This is a genomic window from Nocardia sp. MH4, from assembly GCF_019266065.1.
Taxonomy (GTDB): Bacteria; Actinomycetota; Actinomycetes; order Mycobacteriales; family Mycobacteriaceae; genus Nocardia; species Nocardia canadensis.
The window spans coordinates 1-25025 of record NZ_LPNR01000131.1 but is presented as its reverse complement, the minus strand read 5'-3'; the positions used below and the strand labels follow the sequence as shown (position 1 = coordinate 25025).

Genomic DNA, 25025 nt, shown 5'->3' with positions numbered 1-25025 from the left:
GCGATGACGAAGCCCGACACCAACATTCAGAAACTCGCCGACGCCCTTCGGGTCTCGCTCAAGGAGACCGAGCGGCTGCGCGCCCGCAACCGCAAGCTCGACGCCGCCCTGCGCGAGCCGATCGCGATCGTCGGCATGGCCTGCCGCTACCCGGGCGGCGTCGCCTCGCCCGAGGACCTCTGGCGGCTGGTCGCCGACGGGGTGGACGCCGCCTCGGAGTTCCCGGTGAACCGTGGCTGGGACGCCGAGCGTCTCTACGACCACACCGGCGAGCGGCCGAACAGCGTCTACACCCGCGAGGGCGGGTTCCTGCATGCCGCTGGCGAATTCGACCCGGCGTTCTTCGGGATCAGCCCGAAGGAGGCCGCGACGATGGACCCGCAGCAGTTCCTGCTGCTGGAGACCTCGTGGGAGGCCTTCGAACGGGCCGGGCTCGATCCCGCCGCGCTGCGCGGGAGCAGCACCGGCGTCTACGTCGGCATGATGTATCACGACTATCCGGCCAACGCGAACGCCGGCGCCGTCGCGTCGGGGCGGATCTCCTATGTCCTCGGCCTGGAAGGGCCGTCGGTCACCGTGGACACCGCGTGCTCGTCGTCGCTGGTGGCGATGCACTCGGCCGCCCAGGCCCTGCGATCGGGCGAGTGCGATCTGGCGCTCGCCGGTGGCGTCGCGGTGATGGCCACCCCCGAGACGCTGATCGAGTTCAGCAGGCAGCGCGGCATCTCCCCGGACGGGCGCTGCAAGGCGTTCGCCGAGGCCGCCGACGGCGTCGGCTGGGCCGAGGGCGCGGGCATGCTGGTGCTGGAGCGGCTGTCGGACGCTCAGCGCCACGGTCATCAGGTGCTCGCGGTGATCGCCGGGTCCGCAGTGAACCAGGACGGAGCCTCCAACGGTCTGACCGCCCCGAACGGTCCCTCGCAGCGGCGGGTCATCCGCCAGGCGCTGACCAACGCGGGCGTCGCGGCGAGCGAGGTCGACGTCGTCGAAGCGCACGGCACCGGAACGACATTGGGCGATCCGATCGAGGCACAGGCGCTGCTGGCGACCTACGGTCAGGACCACGACGCCGACCGCCCGCTGTGGCTGGGCTCGCTGAAATCCAACATCGGGCACTCACAGGCCGCTGCCGGTGTGGGTGGCGTGATCAAGATGGTCATGGCCATGCGGCACGGTGTGCTGCCCAAGACGCTGCACGTGGATCAGCCCAGCACCAAGGTCGATTGGACGGCCGGGCACGTGCGGTTGCTGACCGAGGCCGTGCCCTGGCCCGCGCTGGACCGGCCGCGTCGAGCGGGGGTGTCCTCGTTCGGTGTCGCGGGCACCAACGTGCACCTCGTCCTGGAACAGGCTCCGCCTGCGCCGGAGCAGCCCGAACCGGCCCCGGTCCCCGGGGTGCTGCCGTGGGTGCTGTCGGCCCGCAGCGGCGCGGCGCTGGCCGATCAGGCGGCCCGCCTGGCGGCCGTGGCGCCCGCGCTGGATCCGCGCGATGTCGCCTTCTCACTGACCTCGACCCGTGGCGTCTTCGACCACCGCGCCGTGGTCCTCGGCGAGAACAGCGCCGCCCTGCTGGCCGGTGTCCGGGCCCTGGCCGCGGACACCCGGGTTCCCGGCGTGGTGACCGGCCGGGCCGTCCCCGGCACCACCGGCGTGCTGTTCACCGGGCAGGGCTCGCAGTGGGCGGGCATGGCCGACGGACTCCGGGTCTACCCGGTCTTCGCCGAGCACTTCGACGCGATCGTCGCCCGGCTGGAACCGCTGCTGGCCCAACCGGAGTCGCTGCGCGCGGCCCTGCACGACGACACCTTGCTCGACCACACGGTGTTCACCCAGGCCGGTGTCTTCGCGTTCGAGGTGGCGCTGTTCCGGCTGCTCGAATCGTGGGGCCTGCGGGCCGATGTGGTGGCCGGTCACTCGATCGGTGAGGTAGCCGCCGCGCATGTCGCCGGGGTCATGTCGCTCGACGACGCGTGCGTGCTGGTGGCCGCGCGCGCCCGGATGATGCAGGCGGTGCCCCCGGGTGGGGCGATGGTCGCGGTGGGGGCGCCGGAAGCCGACGTGCTGCCCTTGCTGACCGACGGGGTGTCGATCGCGGCGGTCAACGGTCCGGCGTCGGTGGTGCTCTCCGGTGTGGAGGAGGCGGTCCTCGCCGCCAAGGACGCCTGTGCCGAGCGCGGGTGGCGCACGCACCGGTTGCGGATCTCGATCGCGTCGCACTCGGCGCTGATGGATCCGATGCTGGCCGAATTCGGCGCGGTGGTCCAGGGATTGACGTTCTCGCGGCCCACCATCGCGCTGGTGTCGTCGGTGACCGGCGCGCGAGTCACCGACGAGATGTCGGACCCGGCGTACTGGCCCGGCCAGGTCCGGGGCACGGTGCGCTTCGCGGACGCGGTCGCCACCATGTCGGCGCTCGGCGTGTCCCGGTTCACCGAGGTCGGGCCCGACGCGGTGCTGACTCCGATGGTGTCGCAGACCCTCGACGATCCGGCCGCCGATGCCGCGGCCACGGTGATGGTTCCGATGGCGCGCAAGGGTAAGGCCGACGCGTCGTCGGTGCTGGCCGGGGTCGCCGCGCTGTTCGTGTCCGGCGCCGAGGTGGCGTGGACCGGTCCGGTCGACGGCGGCAGGCGAGTCGATCTGCCCACCTACGCTTTTCAGCACGAACGGTTCTGGCTCGACGCCAAGCGGGTGATCGCCGAGTCGTGGCTGGGCGCCGACCTCAGCGGCGCCACCTCGGTCGGGCTCGAGATCGCCGAGCACCCGTTGCTCGGTGCCGTGGTGGCCCATCCGGAATCGGGCGCGGTGAGTTTCACCGGCCGCTGGTCGGTGGACTCGGTGCGCTGGCTGGCCGACCACAGCGTGTTCGGCGTGATGCTGCTGCCGGGCACCGGCTACGTCGAATTGGCCTGCTACGTGGGCGGTCTGGTCGGCTGCCCGGTGGTGGACGAACTCGTCCTGCACACCCCGCTCACCCTGCCCGCGCAGGGGAGTGTCTCGGTGCAGGTGGTGGTGTCCGACGCCGACGCGGCCGGACGCCGACGCCTGAGTGTGCACTCGCGTCAGATCGCGGGCGGGCCGTGGTCGATCCACGCCGAGGGCGTTCTGGCCCCGGAGGAGTCCGACGTCGATTTCGACCTCATCGCCTGGCCGCCCGCGGGCGCCCAGCCGCTGGTCATCGACGGCGCCTACGACGAACTGCTCGAAGCGGGTTACGAATACGGGCCGTTCTTCCAGGGCTTGCAGGCGGCGTGGCAGCGTGGTGACGAATTGTTCGCCGAGGTCGCGCTGCCCGATCGCCGCGCTGCCGACGGGTTCCTGATCCATCCGGCGCTGTTCGACTCGGCACTGCACGTCGGCATCGTCGAAGCCCGGCGCCGGGGTGAAGTCGCCGCGCCGGAACTGCCGTTCACCTGGAACCGGGTGGTGTCGCACGCGAGCGGCGCGGCGTCGGTGCGGGTGCGCATCGTGCGGGGCACCGGTAGCCACTCGATGCAGGTCGCCGACGAGCACGGCCTGCCGGTGCTGTCGGTGGGCGCCCTGGTCTCGCGGCCGGTGTCGGCCGAACGCCTCGGCGCCGACCAGATCTCGGAGGCCCTGTTCGGCATCGACTGGGTCGGCGTCCCGCTGCCCGCGACCGAGCCGGGTCGGGTGGCTGTGCTCGGCACCGGAAGTGCCGACACAACAGCGGCTTTCGCCGATGTCGACGCCTTGCTCGCCGACCTGGACGCCGCCGAGGATCCGGCGGTTCCCGAGGTCGTGCTGTACGACTGCGCCGACCACGACGGCGCGCCGCCCGCGGCCGTGCGCGCGGCGATCACCGCCGCCCTCGACACGGTGCAGCGCTGGCTGGCGGACCCGCGCCTGGTCGCCGCTCGCCTGGTGGTGCTCACCCGCAATGCCGTCACGATCGGTGCGACCGATCAGGTGAACCTGGCCCAGGCGCCGGTGTGGGGCCTGCTGCGGGCCGCGCAAGCCGAACACCCGGGACGATTCCAGCTGCTCGATCTCGACGGCGACTACGAGCCGTCGGCCGTCGCGGCGGCGAGCGCGGCCGGCGAACCGGAAGCTGCCCTGCGCGGCACCACCCTGCTCGTGCCCAGGATGACCCGCCACGCGCCCGGTGCGGTCGCGCGCCCGATCGAGTCCGGCACGGTGCTGGTCACCGGCGGCACCAGCGGCATCGGCGCGGTGATCGCCCGGCACCTGGTGGCCGTGCACGGTGTCCGCCACCTGCTGCTGACCTCGCGGCGCGGCCGGGACGCGCCCGGTGTCGCCGAGCTGAGTGCCGAACTGGTCGAGCTCGGCGCCCAGGTCACCGTCGCCGCGTGCGACGTGTCCGACCGTGACGCGCTGGCCGCGCTGCTCGCGTCGGTTCCCGCCGAACAGCCGCTGGTGGGCGTGGTGCATTCGGCCGCCACCGCGGACCACGGCGTGATCGAGGCGATGACACCGGAACGGTTCGACCGGGTGTTCCGGCCCAAGGTCGACGCGGCCTGGCACCTGCACGAACTCACCCGCGATCAGCCGCTGTCGCTGTTCGTCCTGCTGGGCTCCGTCGGCGGGCTGGTCCTGACCGCGGGCCAGGCCAACTACGCCGCCGCGAACGTCTTCCTCGACGCGCTGGCGGCCCACCGCCGCGCCGCCGGACTCCCCGCGACCTCGGTGGACTACGGCCTGTGGGTACGCACCAGCGGGCTGGGCGCGGAGCTGTCCGCGGACGACTTCGACCGGATGCGCAGGCAGGGGTTCCCGCCGCTGTCCGAGGCCGACGGCCTAGCCCTGTTCGACGCGGCCGTCGCGACCGAGACCGCCCAGCTGGTGGCCCTGCGCGTCGACCCGGCCGTGCTGCGGTCCCGGGGCGAGCAGCTGCCCGCCCTGCTCCGCGGCATCGCGCCGATTCCCGTGCGCCGCACCAGCGCCCGCAGCGGCGCGGGCCGCGCCTTCGCGCAGAAACTGGCCGGGCTGTCCGACGCCGACCGGCACAGCACCCTGCTCGCCCTCGTCCAGACGGTGGCGGCCGAGGTCCTCGGGCATGCCACGGCCGAGGCGGTGGAATCGCACCAGGCCTTCCAGCAACTCGGTTTCGACTCACTCGGCGCGGTGGAGTTCCGCAACAAGCTCAACGCGGCGACCGGCCTGCGGCTGCCCGCCACCCTCATCTTCGATCACCCCACCCCGCAGGCGGTCGCCGAGTTCGTCGACTCCCAGCTCTCCGGCACGGTGGCGGAGGTCGCGGTCACCGCGACCAGGACGGTCGACGCCGAGCCGATCGCGGTGGTCGCGATGGGCTGCCGCTACCCGGGTGCGGTCACCTCGCCGGAAGACCTGTGGCGACTGGTCGTCTCGGGCGGCCACGCCACCGGAGGTCTGCCCACCGATCGCGGCTGGGACCTGGACGACATCTACGACCCCGAACCGGGCAAGGCCGGGAAGACCTACACCCGGCAGGGCGGATTCCTCTATTCCGCAGGGGAATTCGACGCCGAATTCTTCGGCATCAGCCCGAACGAGGCGCTGACGATGGACCCGCAGCAGCGGGTGCTGCTCGAGGTGTCCTGGGAGGCGCTCGAGCGGGCCGGGCTGGACCCGGCGGGCCTGCGGGGCAGCGCCACCGGTGTGTTCACCGGCGTGATGTACCACGACTACGCGCAGGGTGCGGGCACCGGTAACAGCGCGGGCGGCAGCCTGGTCTCCGGCCGGGTGTCGTATGTGTTCGGCCTGGAAGGGCCTGCCGTCACGGTCGATACGGCATGCTCGTCGTCGCTGGTCGCGCTCCATCTGGCCGCGCAGTCGCTGCGGTCGGGGGAGTGTGATCTGGCGCTGGCCGGTGGTGTGGCGGTGATGTCGACACCGGACATGTTCCTCGAGTTCAGCCGTCAGCGCGGGCTGTCGCCGGACGGGCGGTGCCGGTCGTTCGCCGACGGGGCCGACGGGGTCGCCTGGGCCGAAGGCGCCGGCGTACTGGTGCTCGAACGGTTGTCGGACGCGCAGCGCAACGGGCACCAGGTGCTCGGCGTGATCACCGGGTCGGCGGTCAACCAGGACGGTGCCTCGAACGGCTGGACCGCGCCCAACGGCCCGTCGCAGCGCCGGGTCATCCGGCAGGCCCTGGCCAATGCCGGAGTCTCGCCCGCCGAGGTCGACGCGGTCGAAGCGCATGGCACCGGAACGACGTTGGGTGATCCGATCGAGGCGCAGGCCCTGTTGGCGACCTACGGCCAGGATCGCGCCGAGGATCGTCCGCTGTGGTTGGGTTCGCTCAAGTCCAACATCGGTCACGCGCAGGCCGCCGCCGGTGTGGGTGGCGTGATCAAGATGATCATGGCGATGCGGCACGGGGTACTGCCGCAGACGCTGCACGTGGATCGGCCGAGCACGAAGGTCGATTGGTCCGAGGGCCACATTCGGCTGCTGACCGAACCGACACCGTGGCCCGCGCTGGATCGGCCGCGTCGTGCCGGTGTGTCCTCCTTCGGGCTCAGCGGCACCAACGCGCACCTCATCCTCGAGCAGGCACCCGACGCGGCGCAGGCTGCCCCGGTGGAGACCGCTGTCCCGGCCGGTGGCGTGCTGCCGTGGGTGCTGTCGGCGCGCACCGGCGCGGCGCTCGGCGATCAGGCGGTCAATCTGGTCGCCCATGTGGCCGAGCACGATTCGGACGCGGTCGATGTCGGCCTGTCGCTGGTGACGGCACGCGTCGCGTTCGATCATCGGGCCGTGGTACTCGCGTCCGATCGGGCGGGTCTGCTGGCCGGCGCGCAGGCGCTGGGTCGTGCCGACATCCTGCCGGGTGTGGTGACCGGCCGGGCGGTGGCGGGCAAGACGGGTGTGGTGTTCTCCGGTCAGGGTGCGCAGTGGGCGGGCATGGCGGCCGGACTGCGAGCCTTCCCGGTCTTCGCCGAGCAGTTCGACGGGATCGTCGCCCAGCTGGAACCTCTTCTCGGACAGGGGGTTCCGCTGAGCGAGGCCATGGACGACGAGTCGCGGATCGACGCGACCGTCTTCGCGCAGGCGGGTCTGTTCGCCTTCGAGGTGGCGTTGTTCCGGCTGCTCGAGTCCTGGGGTGTGCGAATCGATGTGGTGGCCGGTCATTCGATCGGTGAGATCGCGGCCGCGCAGGTGGCCGGGGTGCTGTCGCTCGCTGACGCGTGTGCGTTGGTGGCGGCGCGTGGCCGGTTGATGCAGACGTTGCCCACGGGTGGCGGGATGGTCGCGGTGGGCGCACCGGAAGCCGATGTGCTGCCGTTGCTGGTCGACGGGGTGTCGATCGCGGCGGTGAACGGACCGTCTGCGGTGGTGCTCTCCGGTGTCGACACTGCGGTAGCTGCGGTGGCCGAAGTGTGTGCCGAGCGTGGGTGGCGTACCCATCGGCTGCGGGTCTCGCATGCCTTCCATTCGGCGCTGATGGAGCCGATGCTGGCCGACTTCGCTTCGGTCGTGGAGGGTTTGACCTTCGCCGCGCCGAGTATCGCGCTGGTGTCGACCGTGACCGGCGATCGGGTCGGCGAGGAGATGTCCGATCCGGCGTACTGGGTCGGCCAGGTCCGTGACACGGTGCGCTTCGCCGACGCCGTCGCCACCATGGCCGCGTCGGGGGTGACCCGGTTCGCCGAGGTCGGGCCCGATGCCGCCCTCGTGCCGATGATCACGCAGATCGTCGAGGACGCGTCCGTGGTGGCGACGGCCCGCCGCGGCAGCGCCGACGCCGTGGGCGTGCTGAGCGCGGTCGCCGGGCTGTACGTCGTCGGCGGCGAGGTGGACTGGGCCGCGCTCTACGCCGGTACCGGTGCCCGCCGAGTCGACCTGCCCACCTACGCCTTCCAACGGCGCCGTTACTGGCTGACCGAAGGCACGACCGGGACCAGCGCCAAGGCCCTGGGTCTCGTCGCCACCGGGCATCCCCTCGCCTCGGTCGTCGTCTCGCAGCCGGACTCCGACGCGGTGACCCTCACCGGCCGCCTCTCGACCGAATCGCAGCCGTGGATCGCCGATCACCGGGTCATGGACACGGTGCTGTTCCCCGGCACCGGATTCGTCGAACTCGCCCTGCACGCGGGCGATCAGGTCGGCTGCGCGACTCTGGCGGAACTGGCGCTGCGGGCGCCACTGGCGCTGCCGGACTCCGGCGGAGTCGCGGTGCGCGTCGTCGTCGACGCGCAGGACCCGGCGGGCCGTCGGGCGGTGCGGATCTTCTCCCGCCCTGACGACGACGCCGACGCGGGGGCCTGGACCCTCAATACCGAAGGCGTCCTGGCGGCCGACACCGACAGCACCCCGGCGGAGTTCGCTCAGTGGCCGCCCGCCGGCGCCACCGCGCTCCCCGTCGAGGGCGTCTACGACGCGCTCGACGAGGAGGGCTACCACTACGGCCCGACGTTCCAGGCTCTGCGCGCGGCTTGGCGGGGCGCCGACGGTCTGCTCTACGCCGAGGTCGAGCTGCCCGAGGAGGCCAGGGCCGAGGCCCAGCGCTTCGGCCTGCACCCGGCCCTGCTGGATGCCGCCCTGCACGCCCTGCGGCTGGCCGGCGATGCCACCGTGCCGGGCGGCGAGCTGGCCCTGCCGTTCGAGTGGTCCGGGGTGACCGCGCACGCGAGCGGCGCCGACGCGCTGCGCGTCCGCCTCACCCGGGTCGGCGACCACGGGGTCGCGCTGGATCTGACCGACCCGACCGGCGCGCCCGTCGCGACCGTGCGGCACCTGGCAGCACGGCCGATCGATCCGGCGCAGCTCACCACGGGTGCGTCCGTTGTCTCCTCCGCGCTGTTCCAGGTCGTGTGGTCCCCGATCACGGTGTCCGACGCCGAGATCGGTGCGGTGTCGTGGGCCGACCTCGGCGAGCAGGTGCCTGCCGCGGTCGTGCTCGACAGCCCGAGCGGCAATGATCCCGCCGCTGTGCGCGCCGCCACGCATCAGGTGCTCGCGGTGCTGCGGGACTGGGGCGCCGAGGCGCGCTTCGCCGACGCGGTCCTGGTGGTCCGGACCGTGGGCGCGGTGTCGGTGGCGGGCGAGGACATCACGAACCTCGCCGGCGCCGCGGTCGGTGGCCTGGTGCGCGCAGCCCAGGCCGAGAACCCGGGCCGGATCGTCCTGCTCGACGCCGATTCGGCCGACACCGACGCGTCCCTGGGCGGGATTCTGGACACGGCCGAGCCGCAGGTCGCGCTGCGTGAGGGTGTGGTCCACGTCGCCCGGCTCACTCGAATCGCCACTGCGGCACACACTTCGGCGGACGCCGAGCTCTTCGGGGCCGAGGAGACCGTGCTGCTCACCGGTGCCGGCGGTGCGCTGGGCGGGTTGTTCGCCCGGCACCTGGTGGCGCGGCACGGTGTCCGGCGCCTGCTGTTGCTCAGCAGGCGGGGCGAGTCCGGCCCGGGTGCCGCCGAATTGCGCGCGGCGCTCGAGAATTCGGGAGCCGAGGTCGAGTTCGTCGCTTGCGATGTCGCCGACCGCGCGGCGCTGGCCGCCGTGCTCGCCGATATCCCCGCGGCACAGCCCTTGTCCGGCGTCTTCCATCTCGCCGGTGTCCTCGACGACGGTGCGATCGCCGCGCTGACCCCGGACCGCATGGACACCGTCCTGCGCCCCAAGGTCGACGCCGCCGCGCACCTGCACGAGCTCACTGCCGGCCTCCCGCTCAGGGCGTTCGTCCTGTTCAGCTCGGTGGCCGGTGCGTTCGGCAATGCCGGTCAGGGCAACTACGGCGCCGCGAACGCCTTCCTGGACGCGCTCGCCACCCATCGCCGGGCCACCGGTCTGCCCGGTACCTCGGTGGCGTGGGGCATGTGGGACGGCGGCATGGCGGCCGAGCTCGGTGCGGTCGAGCGACAGCGGATGGCTCGCTCGGGCATGCTGGCGATGTCGGACGAGCAGGGCCTGGCCCTGTTCGACGCGGTGGCCGGCACCGAGGTCGCCGCGCCGCTGGTCGCCCGCCTCGATCTGGAGGTGCTGCGCGGTCACGGTCTCGCCCTGCCCGCGCTGTTCTCCGGTCTGATCGCGCAGCGTCGCAAGGCCGTCACCGGCACGGCGACCGCGCTGCGTACCCGGTTGGCGAGCACGCCCGACAGCGAACGGCTGGGCGTGCTGGTCGAGATCGTGCGCGGCCAGGTCGCCGCGATCCTCGGGCACCAGAACATGAACGCGGTCGCGGCCGACAAGGCGTTCAGCGAACTCGGTTTCGACTCGATCACCGCGATCGAGTTCCGCAACGGCCTCAAGGCCGTGACCGGGCTGCCGCTGCCCGCCACCCTCGTCTTCGACTACCCGACCCCGCAGGCCCTCGCCCAGTACCTGGCCGAGGAGTTCACCGGAACCGGCCGGGACGTCGTGGTCACCGCCAGCCGGTCGGCCGGTGACGACCCGATCGCCGTGGTCGCGATGAGCTGCCGCTACCCGGGCGGCGTCGCCTCGCCCGAGGACCTGTGGGACCTGGTCACCTCGGGTACCGACACCAGCGGTGACCTGCCCGACGATCGTGGCTGGGACATCGACGGCATCTACGACCCCGTTCCCGGCACGCCCGGCAAGACCTACGCCCGCCGCGGCGGGTTCCTGTACTCGGCGGCCGAGTTCGACGCCGAGTTCTTCGGGATCAGTCCGAACGAGGCCATCGCCATGGACCCGCAGCAGCGTCTGCTGCTGGAGGTGTCGTGGGAGGCGCTGGAACGCGCCGGGGTGAATCCGCCGGAGCTGCGCGGGAGTTCGACCGGTGTGTTCACCGGCGTGATGTACCACGACTACGCGCAGGGCAACGGCGGCAATGTCACCGGCTCGCTGGTGTCGGGCCGGATCGCCTACACCCTGGGGCTGGAAGGCCCTGCGGTGTCGGTGGATACGGCGTGCTCGTCGTCGCTGGTGGCGATGCATCTGGCGGCGCAGTCGCTGCGGTCGGGGGAGTGTGACCTGGCGCTGGCCGGTGGTGTCGCGGTGATGGCGACGCCGGAGACGCTGATCGAGTTCAGCCGTCAGCGCGGGTTGTCCCCGGACGGACGCTGCAAGTCGTTCGCCGAGGCGGCCGACGGTGTGGCCTGGTCCGAGGGCGCGGGCGTGCTGGTGCTGGAGCGGCTGTCCGACGCCCGCCGCAACGGGCACCAGGTGCTGGCGGTGCTCGCGGGTTCGGCGGTGAACCAGGACGGCGCGTCCAACGGCTTGATGGCCCCGAACGGCCCGTCGCAGCGCCGGGTGATCCGGCAGGCGCTGGCCAATGCGGGCGTCTCCCCGGCCGAGGTCGACGCGGTCGAAGCCCATGGCACCGGAACGACGTTGGGTGACCCGATCGAGGCCCAGGCGCTACTGGCGACCTACGGCCAGGATCGGGCCGAGGATCGTCCGCTGTGGCTGGGCTCGTTGAAGTCGAACATCGGCCATGCCCAGGCCGCCGCCGGTGTGGGTGGCGTGATCAAGATGATCATGGCGATGCGCCACGGCGTGCTGCCCCGGACCCTGCACGTGGATCAGCCCTCCACGAAGGTGGATTGGTCCGAGGGCGAGGTGCGGTTGCTGACCGAGTCGGTCGCGTGGCCGCAGGTGGATCGGCCGCGGCGCGCGGGTGTGTCGTCGTTCGGGATCAGCGGGACCAATGCCCACGTCATCGTCGAGGCCGCGCCGGGGGCGCCCGTGCCCGCGGAACCGGTCGCGCCCGTCGGCGGTGTGCTGCCGTGGGTGCTGTCGGCGCGCAGCGACGCGGCGCTCGCGGAGCAGGCGAGCCGCCTGGCATCGCAGGTGACCGGGCGGGACGCGGCGGCGGTGGATATCGGGTTCTCGCTGGTGACCTCGCGCGTCGGATTCGACCATCGCGCCGTGCTGCTGGCCGCCGAGCGGGAAGGTCTGCTGGCCGGTGCGGCCGCGCTGGGCCGTGGCGAAGCGTTCGCGGGTGTGGTGACCGGTCGCGTGGTGTCCGGTTCGACGGGTGTGGTGTTCTCCGGCCAGGGTGCGCAGTGGGCGGGCATGGCCGCCGGATTGCGCGTCTACCCGGTCTTCGCCGAGCAATTCGATGGAATCGTCGCGCAGCTGGACCCGCTACTGGCGCAGCCGGTTTCGCTCTCGGACGCGCTCGCCGATTCCGATCGGGTCGACGACACGGTGTTCGCGCAGGCGGGGTTGTTCGCGTTCGAGGTGGCGCTGTTCCGGCTGCTCGAATCCTGGGGCGTTCGCCCGGACGTGGTGGCCGGTCATTCGATCGGTGAGATCGCGGCCGCGCAGGTGGCCGGGGTGCTGTCGCTCGCTGACGCGTGTGCGTTGGTGGCGGCGCGTGGCCGGTTGATGCAGGCGTTGCCCGCGGGTGGGGCGATGGTCGCGGTGGGTGCGCCGGAAGCCGCCGTGGTGCCGTTGCTGATCGACGGGGTGTCGATCGCCGCGGTGAACGGCCCGTCGTCCGTTGTGCTCTCCGGTCTCGACACTGCGGTGCGCGCGGTGGTCGAGGCATGCGGTGAGAACGGTTGGCGCACACACCGTCTGCGAGTCTCGCACGCGTTTCATTCGGCGCTGATGGAGCCGATGCTGGCCGAATTCGCCTCGGTCGTCGAGGGTTTGACTTTCGCGAGCCCGAGCCTGCCGCTGGTGTCGACCGTGACCGGCGATCAGGTCGGCGAGGAGATGTCCGATCCGGCGTACTGGGTCGGCCAGGTCCGTGACACGGTGCGCTTCGCCGACGCGGTCGCCACGATGATCGACGCGGGGGTCACCCGGTTCGCCGAGGTCGGGCCGGACGCCGTGCTCGTGCCGATGATCGGCCAGATCGTCGAGACATCCACGGAGACCACCACGATGGTGGCCCTGGCCCGCCGCGACCACGCCGACGCGGTCACCCTGTCGGCCGGACTGGCCGGGCTGTACGTGTCCGGTGCCGAGGTCGACTGGGCGGCGATGTTCGCCGGGACCGGCGCGCGCCGCGTCGACCTGCCCACCTATGCCTTCCAGCGTCAACGCTACTGGCTGACCGACAGTTCGCCCGGTGGTGATGCCCGCGCGCTCGGCTTCGTCGCCAGTGCTCATCCGCTGGTATCGGCGGTGGTCGCGCAGCCGGAGACCGACGCCGTCGCGTTGAGCGGACGGCTGTCGACGCGGACTCAGCCCTGGCTGGGCGACCACGCCGTGCTGGACACGGTGCTGTTCCCCGGCACCGGGTTCGTCGAGCTCGCCTTGCAGGCCGGCGCCGAGGTCGGCTGCCCGACCCTGGCGGAGCTGATCCTGCGGGCTCCGCTGGCGCTGCCGGACGCCGCGGGTGTCGCGGTGCGCGTCGTCGTCGGTGCCGAGGACGAGCCGGGCCGACGCACCGTGCGGATCTTCTCGCGTCCCGACGGCGCGACGGCCACGTGGACCGTCAACGCCGAAGGCGTGCTCGCGGCGGACAGCGACACCGTGCCGGTGGATCTCACCCAGTGGCCGCCCGCTGGTGCCACCGTGGTCGACCTCGACGGCGTCTACGACACCCTCGACGGGCAGGGCTACCACTACGGACCGGTCTTCCGTGGGCTGAGCGCGGTCTGGCGCGACAGCGATGCCGTCTACGCCGAGCTCGCGCTGCCCGATCAGGCCCGCGTGGACGCGCAGCGGTTCGGCCTGCACCCGGCCTTGCTCGACGCCGCCCTGCACGCGCTGCGGGTCGCCGGTGATCTGCCTTCCGACGGCGCGGGCATCGCGCTGCCGTTCGAATGGTCGGGCGTCACCGTCCACGCGACCGGGGCCGACGCCCTGCGTGTTCGGCTCGTCCGGGTCGGCGCGAGCGGGGTCGCCATCGACCTCGCCGACGCGACCGGCGCGCCGGTCGCGACCGTGCGACACTTGGCCTCCCGGCCGATCGACCCCGCGCAGCTCACCACCGGGACCGACATCACCGCCTCGGCGCTGTTCGGGATCGACTGGACACCGATCTCGCTGCCGGACAACGAGATCGCCACGGTCGCGTGGCCGGATCTGGGTGCGCAGGTACCGCCGGCGGTGATCCTGGACTGTCCGGCGGGTGATGACCCGGCCGCCGTTCACGCCGCGACCCGCGACGTCCTCGGCGTGCTCCAGTCCTGGATCACCGAGCCCGCCTACGCGGAATCGGTCCTGATCGTCCGGACCAGCGGCGCGGTCTCGGTGTCGGGCGAGCCCCTCTCGAACCTGGCCGGTGCCGCGATCGGCGGTCTGGTGCGATCCGCGCAGGCGGAGAACCCGGGCCGGATCATTCTGGTCGACGCCGCCCCGGATGCACTGCTGGACACCGTGATCGGCGGACTGCTGGTCGCCGGTGAACCGCAGGTGGCGGTGCGCGACGGTGCCGTGTACGCCGCGCGCCTGGTCCGCACCTCCGCTCCGGCGGGCGCGTCCGCCGAGGAGACGCTGTTCGGTCCGGACGAGACCGTGCTCGTCACCGGTGCGAGTGGGGCGCTGGGTGGTCTGTTCGCCCGGCACCTGGTCGCCGCGCACGGCGTCCGTCGTCTGCTGCTGGTGAGCAGGCGGGGCGAGACCGGTCCGGAGGCTGCCGAATTGCATGCGGCGCTGCTGGATTCGGGTGCCGAGGTCGTGTTCGCCGCCTGTGACGTGTCCGATCGCGCGGCGCTGGCGGCCGTGCTCGCCGATATCCCCGCGGCGCGGCCACTGTCCGGCGTGTACCACCTCGCGGGTGTCCTCGACGACGGTGCCATCGGCTCGCTGACCCCGGACCGGCTGTCGACCGTCCTGCGGCCGAAGGTCGACGCGGCCGTGTATCTGCACGAGCTGACCACCGATCTCGCCCTCAAGGCGTTCGTGCTGTTCAGTTCGGTCGCGGGTGCCTTCGGCAACCCCGGCCAGGGCAACTACGCCGCCGCCAATGCCACGCTCGACGCGCTGGCCGCGCGCCGCCGCGCCGTCGGTCTGGCCGCGACATCGCTGGCGTGGGGCATGTGGGACGCCGGTATGGCGGGCGAGCTCGGTGACGTCGACCGACAGCGGATCGCCCGCTCGGGCCTGCTGCCGCTGTCACCGGAACAGGGCTTGGCCCTCTTCGACGCCGCCACCCGGATCGACACGGCCACACTGGTGCTCGCGCGGATGGATCTCGATGCCCTGCGCGGTGCCGGATTCGCCACGCCCGCCCTGTTCACCGGCCTGATTCCGCACCGCCGCAAGGCGGCCTCCGGCGCCGCGACCGCGCTGCGCACCCGGTTGGCGGGCACGCCCGAAGGTGAACGTCCGGGTGTGCTCGTGGAGATCGTGCGCGGCCAGGTCGCGACGGTGCTGGGGCATCAGGACCTGAACGCGGTCGCGGCCGACAAGGCGTTCAGCGAACTGGGTTTCGACTCGATCACCGCGATCGAGTTCCGCAACTCGCTCAAGGCGGTGACAGGTCTGCCGCTGCCTGCCACTCTGGTGTTCGACTACCCGACCCCGCAGGCACTGGCCGACTACCTGGCCGCCGAGTTCGCCGGGACCGGTCAGGATGTCGCGGTCACCGCGAGTAGGTCCGCCGACGGTGACCCGATCGCCGTCGTCGGCATGGCGTGCCGCTACCCCGGTGGCGTCGCCTCGCCCGAGGATCTCTGGGACCTGGTCCGTCGCGGTGGGGACGCGATCACGCCGCTGCCCACCGACCGTGGCTGGGACATCGCGGGCCTCTACGATCCGGAACCCGGTCGGGCGGGCAAGTCCTACACCCGCGAGGGCGGCTTCCTGCACACCGCCGCCGACTTCGACGCCGACTTCTTCGGAATCGGCCCCAACGAAGCGACGATGATGGACCCACAGCAGCGCCAGCTCCTGGAGACGACCTGGGAGGCCCTCGAACGGGCCGGTGTCGATCCCGCTGTGCTGCGCGGGAGTTCGACCGGCGTGTTCACCGGCGTCATGTACCACGACTACGCGCAGGGCAACGGCGGCAATGCCACCGGCAGCCTGGTCTCGGGCCGGATCTCCTACACGCTCGGGTTGGAAGGTCCCGCGGTGTCGGTGGATACGGCGTGCTCGTCGTCGCTGGTGGCGATGCACCTCGCGGCCCAGTCGCTGCGGTCGGGGGAGTGTGACCTGGCGCTGGCCGGTGGTGTGGCCGTCATGGCGACGCCGGAGACATTCGTGGAGTTCAGCCGTCAGCGTGGATTGTCGCCGGACGGGCGGTGTAAATCGTTCGCGGACAGCGCCGATGGTGTCGGCTGGTCCGAGGGCGCGGGTGTGCTCGTGCTGGAGCGGCTGTCCGACGCTCGCCGCAACGGCCATCAGGTGCTGGCGGTGCTCGCGGGTTCGGCGGTCAACCAGGACGGTGCGTCCAATGGGTTCACCGCGCCCAACGGTCCCTCGCAGCAGCGGGTGATCCGCCAGGCGCTCGCCAATGCGGGAGTCTCGGCCGTCGAGGTCGACGTCGTCGAAGCCCATGGCACCGGAACGACATTGGGTGATCCGATCGAAGCGCAAGCCCTGTTGGCCACCTACGGCCAGGATCGCGCCGAGGATCGTCCGTTGTGGCTGGGCTCGCTGAAATCCAATATCGGTCACGCGCAGGCGGCGGCCGGTGTGGGTGGCGTGATCAAGATGATCATGGCGATGCGGCACGGGGTGCTGCCGCGCACTCTGCACGCGGATCAGCCCAGTACCAAGGTGGATTGGTCCGAAGGACATGTCCGCCTGCTGACCGAATCGGTCGAGTGGCCCGCGCTGGATCGGCCGCGGCGCGCGGGGGTGTCCTCGTTCGGCATCAGCGGCACGAACGCGCATGTCATCGTGGAACAGGCCCCGCCGGTGGCGGATTCGGCTCCGGCGGTGAAGGCCGCTCCGGCCGGTGGCGTCGTACCGTGGGTGGTCTCCGCCCGCGGTCGGGCGGCGCTCGCCGGTCAGGCTGCCCGCCTGGCCGACCATGTGGCCGAGCACGGTCAGGATCCGCTCGACGTCGCGTTCTCGCTGGTCGCCACGCGCGGAGCGTTCGAGCATCGCGCGGTGGTCCTCGCCGACGGACGCGACGGTCTGCTCGCGGGGGCACGGGCGGTAGCCGAGGGTGCTCCCGGTGTGGTGAGCGGCCGGGTGGTCGCGGGATCGACCGGTCTCGTGTTCTCCGGGCAGGGTGCGCAGTGGGCGGGCATGGCCGCCGGACTCCGGGTGTATCCGGTGTTCGCCGAGCATTTCGACGGCATCGTCGATCGCTTGGAACCGCTACTCGAACAGTCGGTTTCGCTGGGCGAGGCCCTGGCCGACGACGCACTGGTCGATGACACGGTGTTCGCGCAGGCGGGGTTGTTCGCGTTCGAGGTGGCGTTGTTCCGGCTGCTCGAATCCTGGGGCGTGCACGCCGATGTGGTGGCCGGTCATTCGATCGGTGAGATCGCGGCCGCGCAGGTGGCGGGGGTGCTCTCGCTCGCCGACGCCTGTGTGCTCGTCGCCGCGCGTGGCCGGTTGATGCAGGCGTTGCCCGCGGGTGGGGCGATGGTCGCGGTGGGTGCACCGGAAGCCGATGTGCTGCCGTTGTTGACCGCCGGGGTGTCGATCGCGGCGGTCAACGGTCCGTCCTCGGTGGTGCTCTCCGGTGTCGAGGACGCGGTCCTGGCCGTGGTCGCGGTGTGTGCGGAGAACGGCTGGCGGACACACCGGCTGCGGGTGTCGCATGCCTTCCATTCGGCACTGATGGAGCCGATGCTGGCCGACTTCGCCTCGGTGGTCGAAGGTTTGACCTTCCAGCGGCCCGGCATCCCGCTGGTGTCGACGGTCACCGGAACTCGCGTCGAGCACGAGATGTCCGATCCGGCGTACTGGGTGCGCCAGGTCGCGGCCACGGTGCGCTTCGCCGATGCCGTCACCGCGATGGCGGAGCTGGGGGTGACCCGGTTCGGCGAGGCCGGACCCGACGCCGTCCTGACGCCGATGGTGGCGCAGACCCTGGACACCGCCACCGTCCTCCCGCTGACCCGGCGCGACAAGGCCGACCCCACGACCCTGGTGACGGGCCTGGCCCGGCTCCACGTCGCGGGCGGGACCGTCGACTGGGTGCGCTATCTCGACGGAACCGGGGCCACCCGAACGGAGCTGCCCACCTACGACTTCCAGCACCGCCGGTTCTGGGCCACCAGCCCGCTGGGCACCGGCGAGGCCAACACCCTCGGCCTGCGCGCCACCGAACACCCCATGGTGGGTGCGCTGGTGGCGCAGCCCGAGAGCGGCGGAGTGCGGCTCACCGGCCGCCTGTCCACGGCGACCCATCCGTGGCTGGCCGACCACGACGTGCTCGGTGTAGTGCTGCTGCCCGGCACCGGATTCGTCGAATTGGCCACCTACGCCGCGGAACTCGTCGACTGCCCGGAGCTGGCGGAACTCACGCTGCTGGCGCCGCTCGTCTTCGACGGGCACGCGGGCGCGCACCTGCAGGTCATCGTGGGCGACGGCGACGACAACGGTCATCGCAGGCTCGACATCTACTCGCGCGGCGACGACGACGATCCGTCGATCCCGTGGACCCACCACGCGGAGGGCACCGTGCGCCCCGCCGCGGCGTCCGACGCCACGGCCTGGGCCGACTTCGCGCACTGGCCGCCCGCCGACGCCGCCGAGGTGCGGCTGGACGGCGCCTACGCCGAACTCGCCGACCACGGGTACAACTACGGCCCCGCCTTCCAGGGACTGCGGTCGCTGTGGCGGCGCGGCGAGGACCTCTTCGCCGAGGTCGCCCTGCCCGAACAGACCTCGGCACAGGGCTACGGCGTGCACCCGGCACTGCTCGACGCGGCCATGCACGCGCTGTCCTTCGGGCTGCCGGACGGCGTCGACGAGACCGCCGAGCGGCCAACGCTCGTGCCCTTCGCGTGGTCGTCGGTGCGGGTGCACGCCGAAGGCGCTCGGCGGGTGCGGGTTCGGTTGAGCTGGCTCAACCAGGGCACCGTCACTCTGACGATGGCCGACGCCGCCGGCGCGCCGCTGCTGTCGGTCGGGTCGCTGGCGCTGCGACCGATGTCGGCCGAACTGCTGTCCGCGCCTGCCCGGTCCGCGCGGGACGCGCGCTACGAGATGAGCTGGCGGCCCGGGCCGGCGCTCACCCCGGCCACGGCGTCCTGGGTCGAGTGGGACGCGCAGGCGGCGGCCTCGGTCGTCGTCCACCGGGTAGCGGTCGACGGTGCCGAGACGCCCGACCGGCTGCGGGCCGCGCTGCACGGGACCCTCGGCGTCCTCCAGGACTTCCTGGAGGAACAGCGTTACGCGGCGAGCACGTTGGCGATGGTCACCGACAGCGCGAACGACCCGGCCGCCGCGGCGGTCTGGGGGCTGGTGCGAGCGGCGCAAGCCGAGAACCCCGGCCGGATCGTGCTGCTCGAGGCCGCCGCGGATCAGCCGACGGACCAGCTGGTCGCCGCCGCGCTGACCGGCGAACCCGAAGTGGCTGTGCGGGCGGATGGGACCTGGGTACCGCGGCTCGTCCGCGCGGTCGCGACCACCGACCGCGCGACGCCGTGGGATCCCGACCGCACCGTCCTGATCACCGGTGGCACCGGCGGGATCGGCCGTCTGCTCGCCGAGCACCTGGTGGTGGAACACGGGGTGCGGCACCTGCTGCTGGTCGGCAGGCGCGGTCCGGACGCCGCGCCGGGGCTCGTCGACGAGCTGGCGGCGCTCGGTGCCCAGGCCCGCATCGCCGCCTGCGATGTCGCCGACCGGGACGCCGTGGCCGAGCTGCTCGCCTCGATCCCCGCCGCCCATCCGCTCGGCGCGATCGTCCACGCGGCGGGCACGGCCTACAACGGCCTCGTCGACACCCTGACACCGGAGCAGATCGACGTCTCCCTCGGCGCCAAGGCCGACGCCGCGTGGCACCTGCACGAGCTCACCCGCGATACCGCGCTGTCGGCCTTCGTGCTGATCTCGTCGGTGGCCGGGTCGATCCTGCCCGCGGGCCAGGGCGGCTACGCGGCGGCCAATGTGTTCCTCGACGCGCTCGCCGCGCACCGGCACGGCGCTGGGCTGCCCGCCACCTCGCTCGCCTACGGTCTGTGGGGCATCGATACGGGCATGGCGCAGTGGCTCGGCGAGGCCGACCGGCAGCGGATGCGTCGCCAGGGTCTACCGCCGCTGGCCGCGGACAAGGCGCTCGCCCTGTTCGATGCCGCGGTGGCGGCCGACCGACCGGCGCAGGTGCTGGTCGAGATCGACCCGGCCGTCCTGCGGACCAGGGCGACGGTGCCGCCGGTGCTCGGCGACCTGGTCCGGCGGGCCGGGCGCAGGCCCAGCGGCGGCGCACCCGACGCGGGCGCGGTGCGCGCACAGCTGGCGCACCTGTCCGAGGCCGAGCAGGAACAGTGGCTCCAGAAGCACATTCTCGAGACCGCCGCCCGACTGCTCGGGCACGAGAGCGCCGACGCGCTCGACGCCGAGCGGGACTTCCTCGAGTCCGGCTTCGACTCGCTGGCCGCGATGGAACTGCGCACCACCCTCAACGCTTCCACCGGGCTGACGCTGCCGACCGCCGCGATCTTCGACCAGAAGACACCGGCGGGGCTGGCCCGCTTCCTGCGCGCGGAACTGGCCGCGGTCGCGCAGCCGGGGCAGCGATCGGGCACCGACGAATCGCTGTACGGGATGTTCCGTGGCGCGGTGCAGGGCGGTCGGGCCCGCACCGGCTTCGCCCTGCTGCGGGTCGCCGCGCAGCTGCGGGAGCGGTTCGCCTCGGCGGCGGACCTGGACGAACTCCCGGCGCCGACCCGGCTGGCGGCGGGTTCGGATCTTCCGCGGATCATCTGCATCAACCCGCCGCTGGCCACCGGCGGCGCGCACCAGTACGCCAGGGTCACCGCGCAATTGCGGGCCGGTCGCGAGGTCGTGGTGCTGCCGCCGATCGGCTTCGCGGCCGACGAGCCCCTGCCCGCGACCCCGGAGGCGGCACTGGAGACGCTGGCCTGCGGTGTCCTCGACGCGGCGCAGGGCGAGCCGTTCGTCCTGCTCGGGTACTCCTCGGGTGGGCTGCTGGCCTACCTCGTGACCGAGTACCTGGAGGCGGCGCAGGGTCCGGTGCCCGAGGGCGTCGCGATGATCGACACCTACCGGGTGCACGACGGTGGCGAATGGCTGCTGCGGGAGATGGCCGAGCACATGGTGTCGCGGGAGGCCGAGTTCGGCCGATTCGACAGTGCCCGGCTCTCCGGTATGGGCTGGTACGTCCAGCTGATGCAGGAGATGGTGCCTGGAACGGTCGCCACCCCGGCCCTGCTCATCCAGTGCGCGCAGTCGTTCCTGGCGAGCACGGCGGAGCGGCCGGACTGGCATGCCAGGGCCTGGGATCCGGCGCACACGGTGGTGCCGGTCGAGGCCGACCACTTCACCGTCCTGGAGAGCGGGTCCGCCGATACCGCCGCCGCCATCGAGGACTGGCTGGGGTCCTGAACCGCGTGGCCGGGTGCGCGAGCGGCGCACCCGGCCACGCGGCTACCGCGACAAGGCGCGGGCGCTGTGCTCGCGGATCAGGCGGCCGATGCCGTCGAGATTCGCGTCGAGGTAGAAGTGGCCGCCGGGAAAGGTCGTCGCGACGAAGTCGCCCGTGGTGTGGGTACCCCACGCCTGGATGTCGGCGAGCTGCGCGTCGGCGTCGCTCACGCCCGCGAGCGCGACGATCGGGCTCGCGACGGTGGTCTCGGGCGGGCACGTGTAGGTCTCGATGGCGCGGTAGTCGTTGCGCGTGATCGACAGGATCAACCGGCGGAACTCGGGATCGGCGAGCAAGGCAGGCGGGGTGCCGCCGAAGTCCAGCAGCTGGGCGGCCAGTTCCCGATCGCCCAGCAGATGCACGGTTCCCGGCTGCGGAGCCGAGGGGGCGCGGCGACCGGAGGCGAACAGCACGCGCGCGGTCGCGCCCGCCCGCTCCAGCCGACGGCATGCCTCGAACGCGACCACCGAACCCATGCTGTGGCCGAAGACGAAGAAGTTCTCGTCGCCGTCGACGGCTTCGATCAGCTCGGACGCCAACCCGTCGACCAGGCCCGAGATGCTGTCGACGAGCGGTTCCTGCCGCCGGTCCTGGCGACCGGGGTACTGCACGGCGAGCACGTCGTAGTCCGTGCCGAGCGACTTGGCCAGCGGCCCGTACGCGAGGGCGGAACCGCCGGCGTGCGGAAAGCAGACCAGCTTCCGGGATTCCGCGCCCGGGGCGGGGGACAGGCGACGCAGCCAGCGAGTACCCATAGGGCAGAGGGCCTTTCGAGAGAACCGAAGTACGAGCTCCTCGAATGTACCCGGGAGTAACGCCGGTACGCCTGTCGGCGGCGGCCGAACGCGGCGCGGCCACCCGGTCGACGGGTGGCCGCGCGGCTGCCGGATGGTCAGGCGTCGAGGTCGCTGGCGACCATCTCGGCGATCTTGTCCAGGGTCGGCTGGTCGTCGCTGGTGATCACCACTTCGGCGCCCTGGCCCGCGCCGAGGGTCATGATCATCAGCGCCGAACCCGCGTCGACCGGGTCGCCGCCGACCAGCGCGAGGGTGACCGGAACCCCGGCCGCGCCGACCGCTTCGGCGATCAGGGCGGCGGGACGGGCGTGCAGGCCGACCGAGGAGCCGACGGTGACGGTGGTGCTGGCCATGGGATATCTCCTTGTGGGTGAACGGGTTACGCGGTGGTGAGGACGGGGGACACGGACTGCTTGCGGGTGAACTCCTTGGCGAGGGTGACGCTGAGCGCGGCGACCACGGTGCCCGCCAGCAGCGCGAGCACGAACCAGGCCAGGTGCCCGATCGCGAAGAACACGAAGATGCCGCCGTGCGGTGCGCTCAGCGTCACCCCGGTCGCCATCACCAGGCCGCCGGTGACCGCGCCGCCGAGCATCATCGAGGGCAGCACGCGCAGCGGGTCGGCCGCGGCGAACGGGATCGCGCCCTCGGAGATGAACGAGGCGCCCAGCAGCCAGGCGGCCTTGCCGTTCTCCCGCTCGGCCTCGGTGTAGAGGCGCGGGCGCACGGTGGTCGACAGCGCCATCGCCAGCGGCGGGACCATGCCCGCCGCCATGACCGCGGCCATGATCCGCAGCGTCGCGGTGTCGGTCACCGACAGGCCCGCGGCCGCGAAGGAATAGGCCGCCTTGTTGACGGGCCCACCGAGGTCGAAGCACATCATCACGCCCAGGATGACACCGAGCGCGATCGCCGAGGTGCCGGACAGGCCGTTGAGCCAATCGGTGAGTCCGTTGGTCACGGCGGCCAGCGGCTTGCCGAGCAGGACGAACATCGCGACGCCGACGATCAGCGAGGCGAGCAGCGGGATCACGACCACGGGCATCAGGCCGCGCGCCCACGTCGGTACCGGCAGCTTGCCGACCCACAGGGCCGCGAAACCGGCGACCAGACCGCCGACCAGACCACCGAGGAACCCGGCCCCGACGAACACCGCGATGGCGCCCGCGGTGAAACCCGGTGCGAGCCCGGGCCGGTCGGCGATCGCGAAGGCGATGTAGCCGGCCAGCGCGGGCACCAGGAAGCCGAAGGCGAGTGCGCCGATCTGGAACAGGACCGCGCCGAAATAGGTGGCCAGGCCGCCGTCGGGCAGGTCGGTGATCGAGTTGTTCAGCACGATGTCCTTCGCGCTGTCGGAGATCTCGTACCCGCCGAGCAGGAAGCTCAGCGCGATCAGCAGACCGCCCGCCGCGACGAACGGGATCATGTAGCTGACGCCGGTGAGCAGGATCTGCCGCAGCCGGGTACCCCAGCCGATCCCCTTGGCCGCCGCGGCCGCCGGTGCCGGTGCCGACCCGCCGACCGTGGCCGCGCCCGGCGTGGCGCTCGCCGCCACCGCCTCCGCGATCATCGTGTCCGGTTCGTTGATGGCCCGCTTGACGCCGGACTCGACGACCGGCTTGCCCGCGAACCTGCCTCGATCCTTCACGCCCACGTCGGTCGCGAAGATGACCGCGTCGGCCGCCGCGATGGTGGCGGGGTCCAGCTTGTCGCCGCCGCTGGAGCCCTGGGTCTCCACGGCCACATCGACCCCGGCGCGCTCGCCCGCGGCGACGAGGGAGTCGGCGGCCATGTAGGTGTGGGCGATGCCGGTCGGACAGGCGGTGACCGCGACGATCCTCGGTCGCGCCCCCTCGGCCGCGCTCCCGGCGGAAGTCTGTGCGGCGCCGACTGTTCCGGCGGTCGCAGTGCCAGTCGTTGCGGCCGAGACCGATTCTCCCGTCGGAGCGGCGATGGCTGTGGCCGAGGATGTTTCGGCGGCCGGTGCGCCTGTGCCGGCTGCGGTGGCAGTGCCAGGGGCGGTGCTCGCGGCCGGGGAGCCGCTGGTGGAGTTGCGGGCATCGGGTGTCTGTGGCGCGGTGGCGCCCGTCGCGATGGTGGTGCCCGGTGCCGGGGCGGGCGGTGGGTTGATGACGCCGTCGACCAGGGCGACGATGTCGGCGGGTGTCGCGGCTGCTCGCAGGTCGGCGACGAAGGCCGGGCGGACGAGGGCGCGGGCCAGCGACGACAGCAGTTTCATGTGCTCGGCGCCCGCTCCCTCGGGCGCGGCGATCAGGAACACCAGGTCGGCGGGGCCGTCGGGGGCACCGAAGTCGACGCCGGGGGAGAGGCGGGCGAAGGCCAGGGACGCGGTGGTGACGGCGGCCGCGCGGCAGTGCGGGATGGCGATGCCGCCGGGGAGCCCGGTGGCCGACTGCGCTTCCCGGTCCAGCGCCGCCCGGCTCACCGCGTCGGCGTCACTCGCGCGGCCCGCTGCGGCGAGCCTGCCCGCGAGCGCGGTGATCACCGTGTCCTTGTCGGCGCCGAGATCGGTGTCGAGCGTGATCAGGTCGGTGGTGATGATCGAATCGGCCATCGTGGTGTCTTTCGCGAGTGGGGGTGGAGCGGGTCAGCAGGTCGGCAGTGGGGGCGGGTGGGGCGAACGGGAGTCGACGGGCGGGGCCGGGCGCAGTGCGGCAGCCGGGCCGCGGTGCGTCGTCGGCCGGGGTGCCGCGGCGGACGGCGGTCGTCAGGGGGTCGGCGCGCGGTACTCATGCCGAGCCCGGTGGGCGATCGGAGGCCGTTCGGAGCGGGCGGGCGGTGACCGCGTCGAGGTCGACATCGGCCGGACCGGGCAGTTCGGTCCCGGGCAGCGCGGTGGCCGCGCTGCCGTAGGCGAC

At 72.5% G+C, this 25025-nt stretch carries 3 protein-coding genes and 2 pseudogenes; 1 reads left to right on the top strand and 4 read right to left on the bottom strand.

Annotated elements, in window-relative coordinates:
- Positions 1–3: 3 nt before the first annotated feature.
- Positions 4–21309 (top strand): annotated as a pseudogene (locus tag ATM97_RS32025) (type I polyketide synthase); the annotation flags it as partial.
- Positions 21310–21351: 42 nt separating this feature from the next.
- On the opposite strand, the gene ATM97_RS32020 reads toward ATM97_RS32025, so the two are convergent.
- The 4 genes and pseudogenes from ATM97_RS32020 to ATM97_RS34730 all read right to left on the bottom strand — a co-directional run.
- Entirely contained in the window at positions 21352–22104 is a 753-nt protein-coding gene (locus ATM97_RS32020) for a thioesterase II family protein (RefSeq protein WP_218721955.1), read from the bottom strand.
- Positions 22105–22241: 137 nt separating this feature from the next.
- Positions 22242–22499 carry an HPr family phosphocarrier protein gene (locus ATM97_RS32015; protein WP_218721954.1) on the bottom strand — a complete coding sequence of 86 codons (258 nt, stop codon included), beginning with the start codon at positions 22497–22499 and terminating at the stop codon, positions 22242–22244.
- A 26-nt stretch (positions 22500–22525) separates the two neighbouring features.
- Positions 22526–24721: a fructose-specific PTS transporter subunit EIIC gene (locus ATM97_RS32010; protein WP_218721953.1), complete on the bottom strand. Its 2196-nt coding sequence runs from the start codon at positions 24719–24721 to the stop codon at positions 22526–22528.
- 175 nt (positions 24722–24896) lie between these two features.
- Positions 24897–25025 (bottom strand): annotated as a pseudogene (locus ATM97_RS34730) (1-phosphofructokinase); the annotation flags it as partial.

What these genes read in the sequence shown, in the direction of transcription:
- ATM97_RS32010 (WP_218721953.1), bottom strand. Translation starts at nt 24,721, where the DNA reads ATGGCCGATTCGATCATCACCACCGACCTGATCACGCTCGACACCGAT.
- ATM97_RS32015 (WP_218721954.1), bottom strand. Translation starts at nt 22,499, where the DNA reads ATGGCCAGCACCACCGTCACCGTCGGCTCCTCGGTCGGCCTGCACGCC.
- ATM97_RS32020 (WP_218721955.1), bottom strand. Translation starts at nt 22,104, where the DNA reads ATGGGTACTCGCTGGCTGCGTCGCCTGTCCCCCGCCCCGGGCGCGGAA.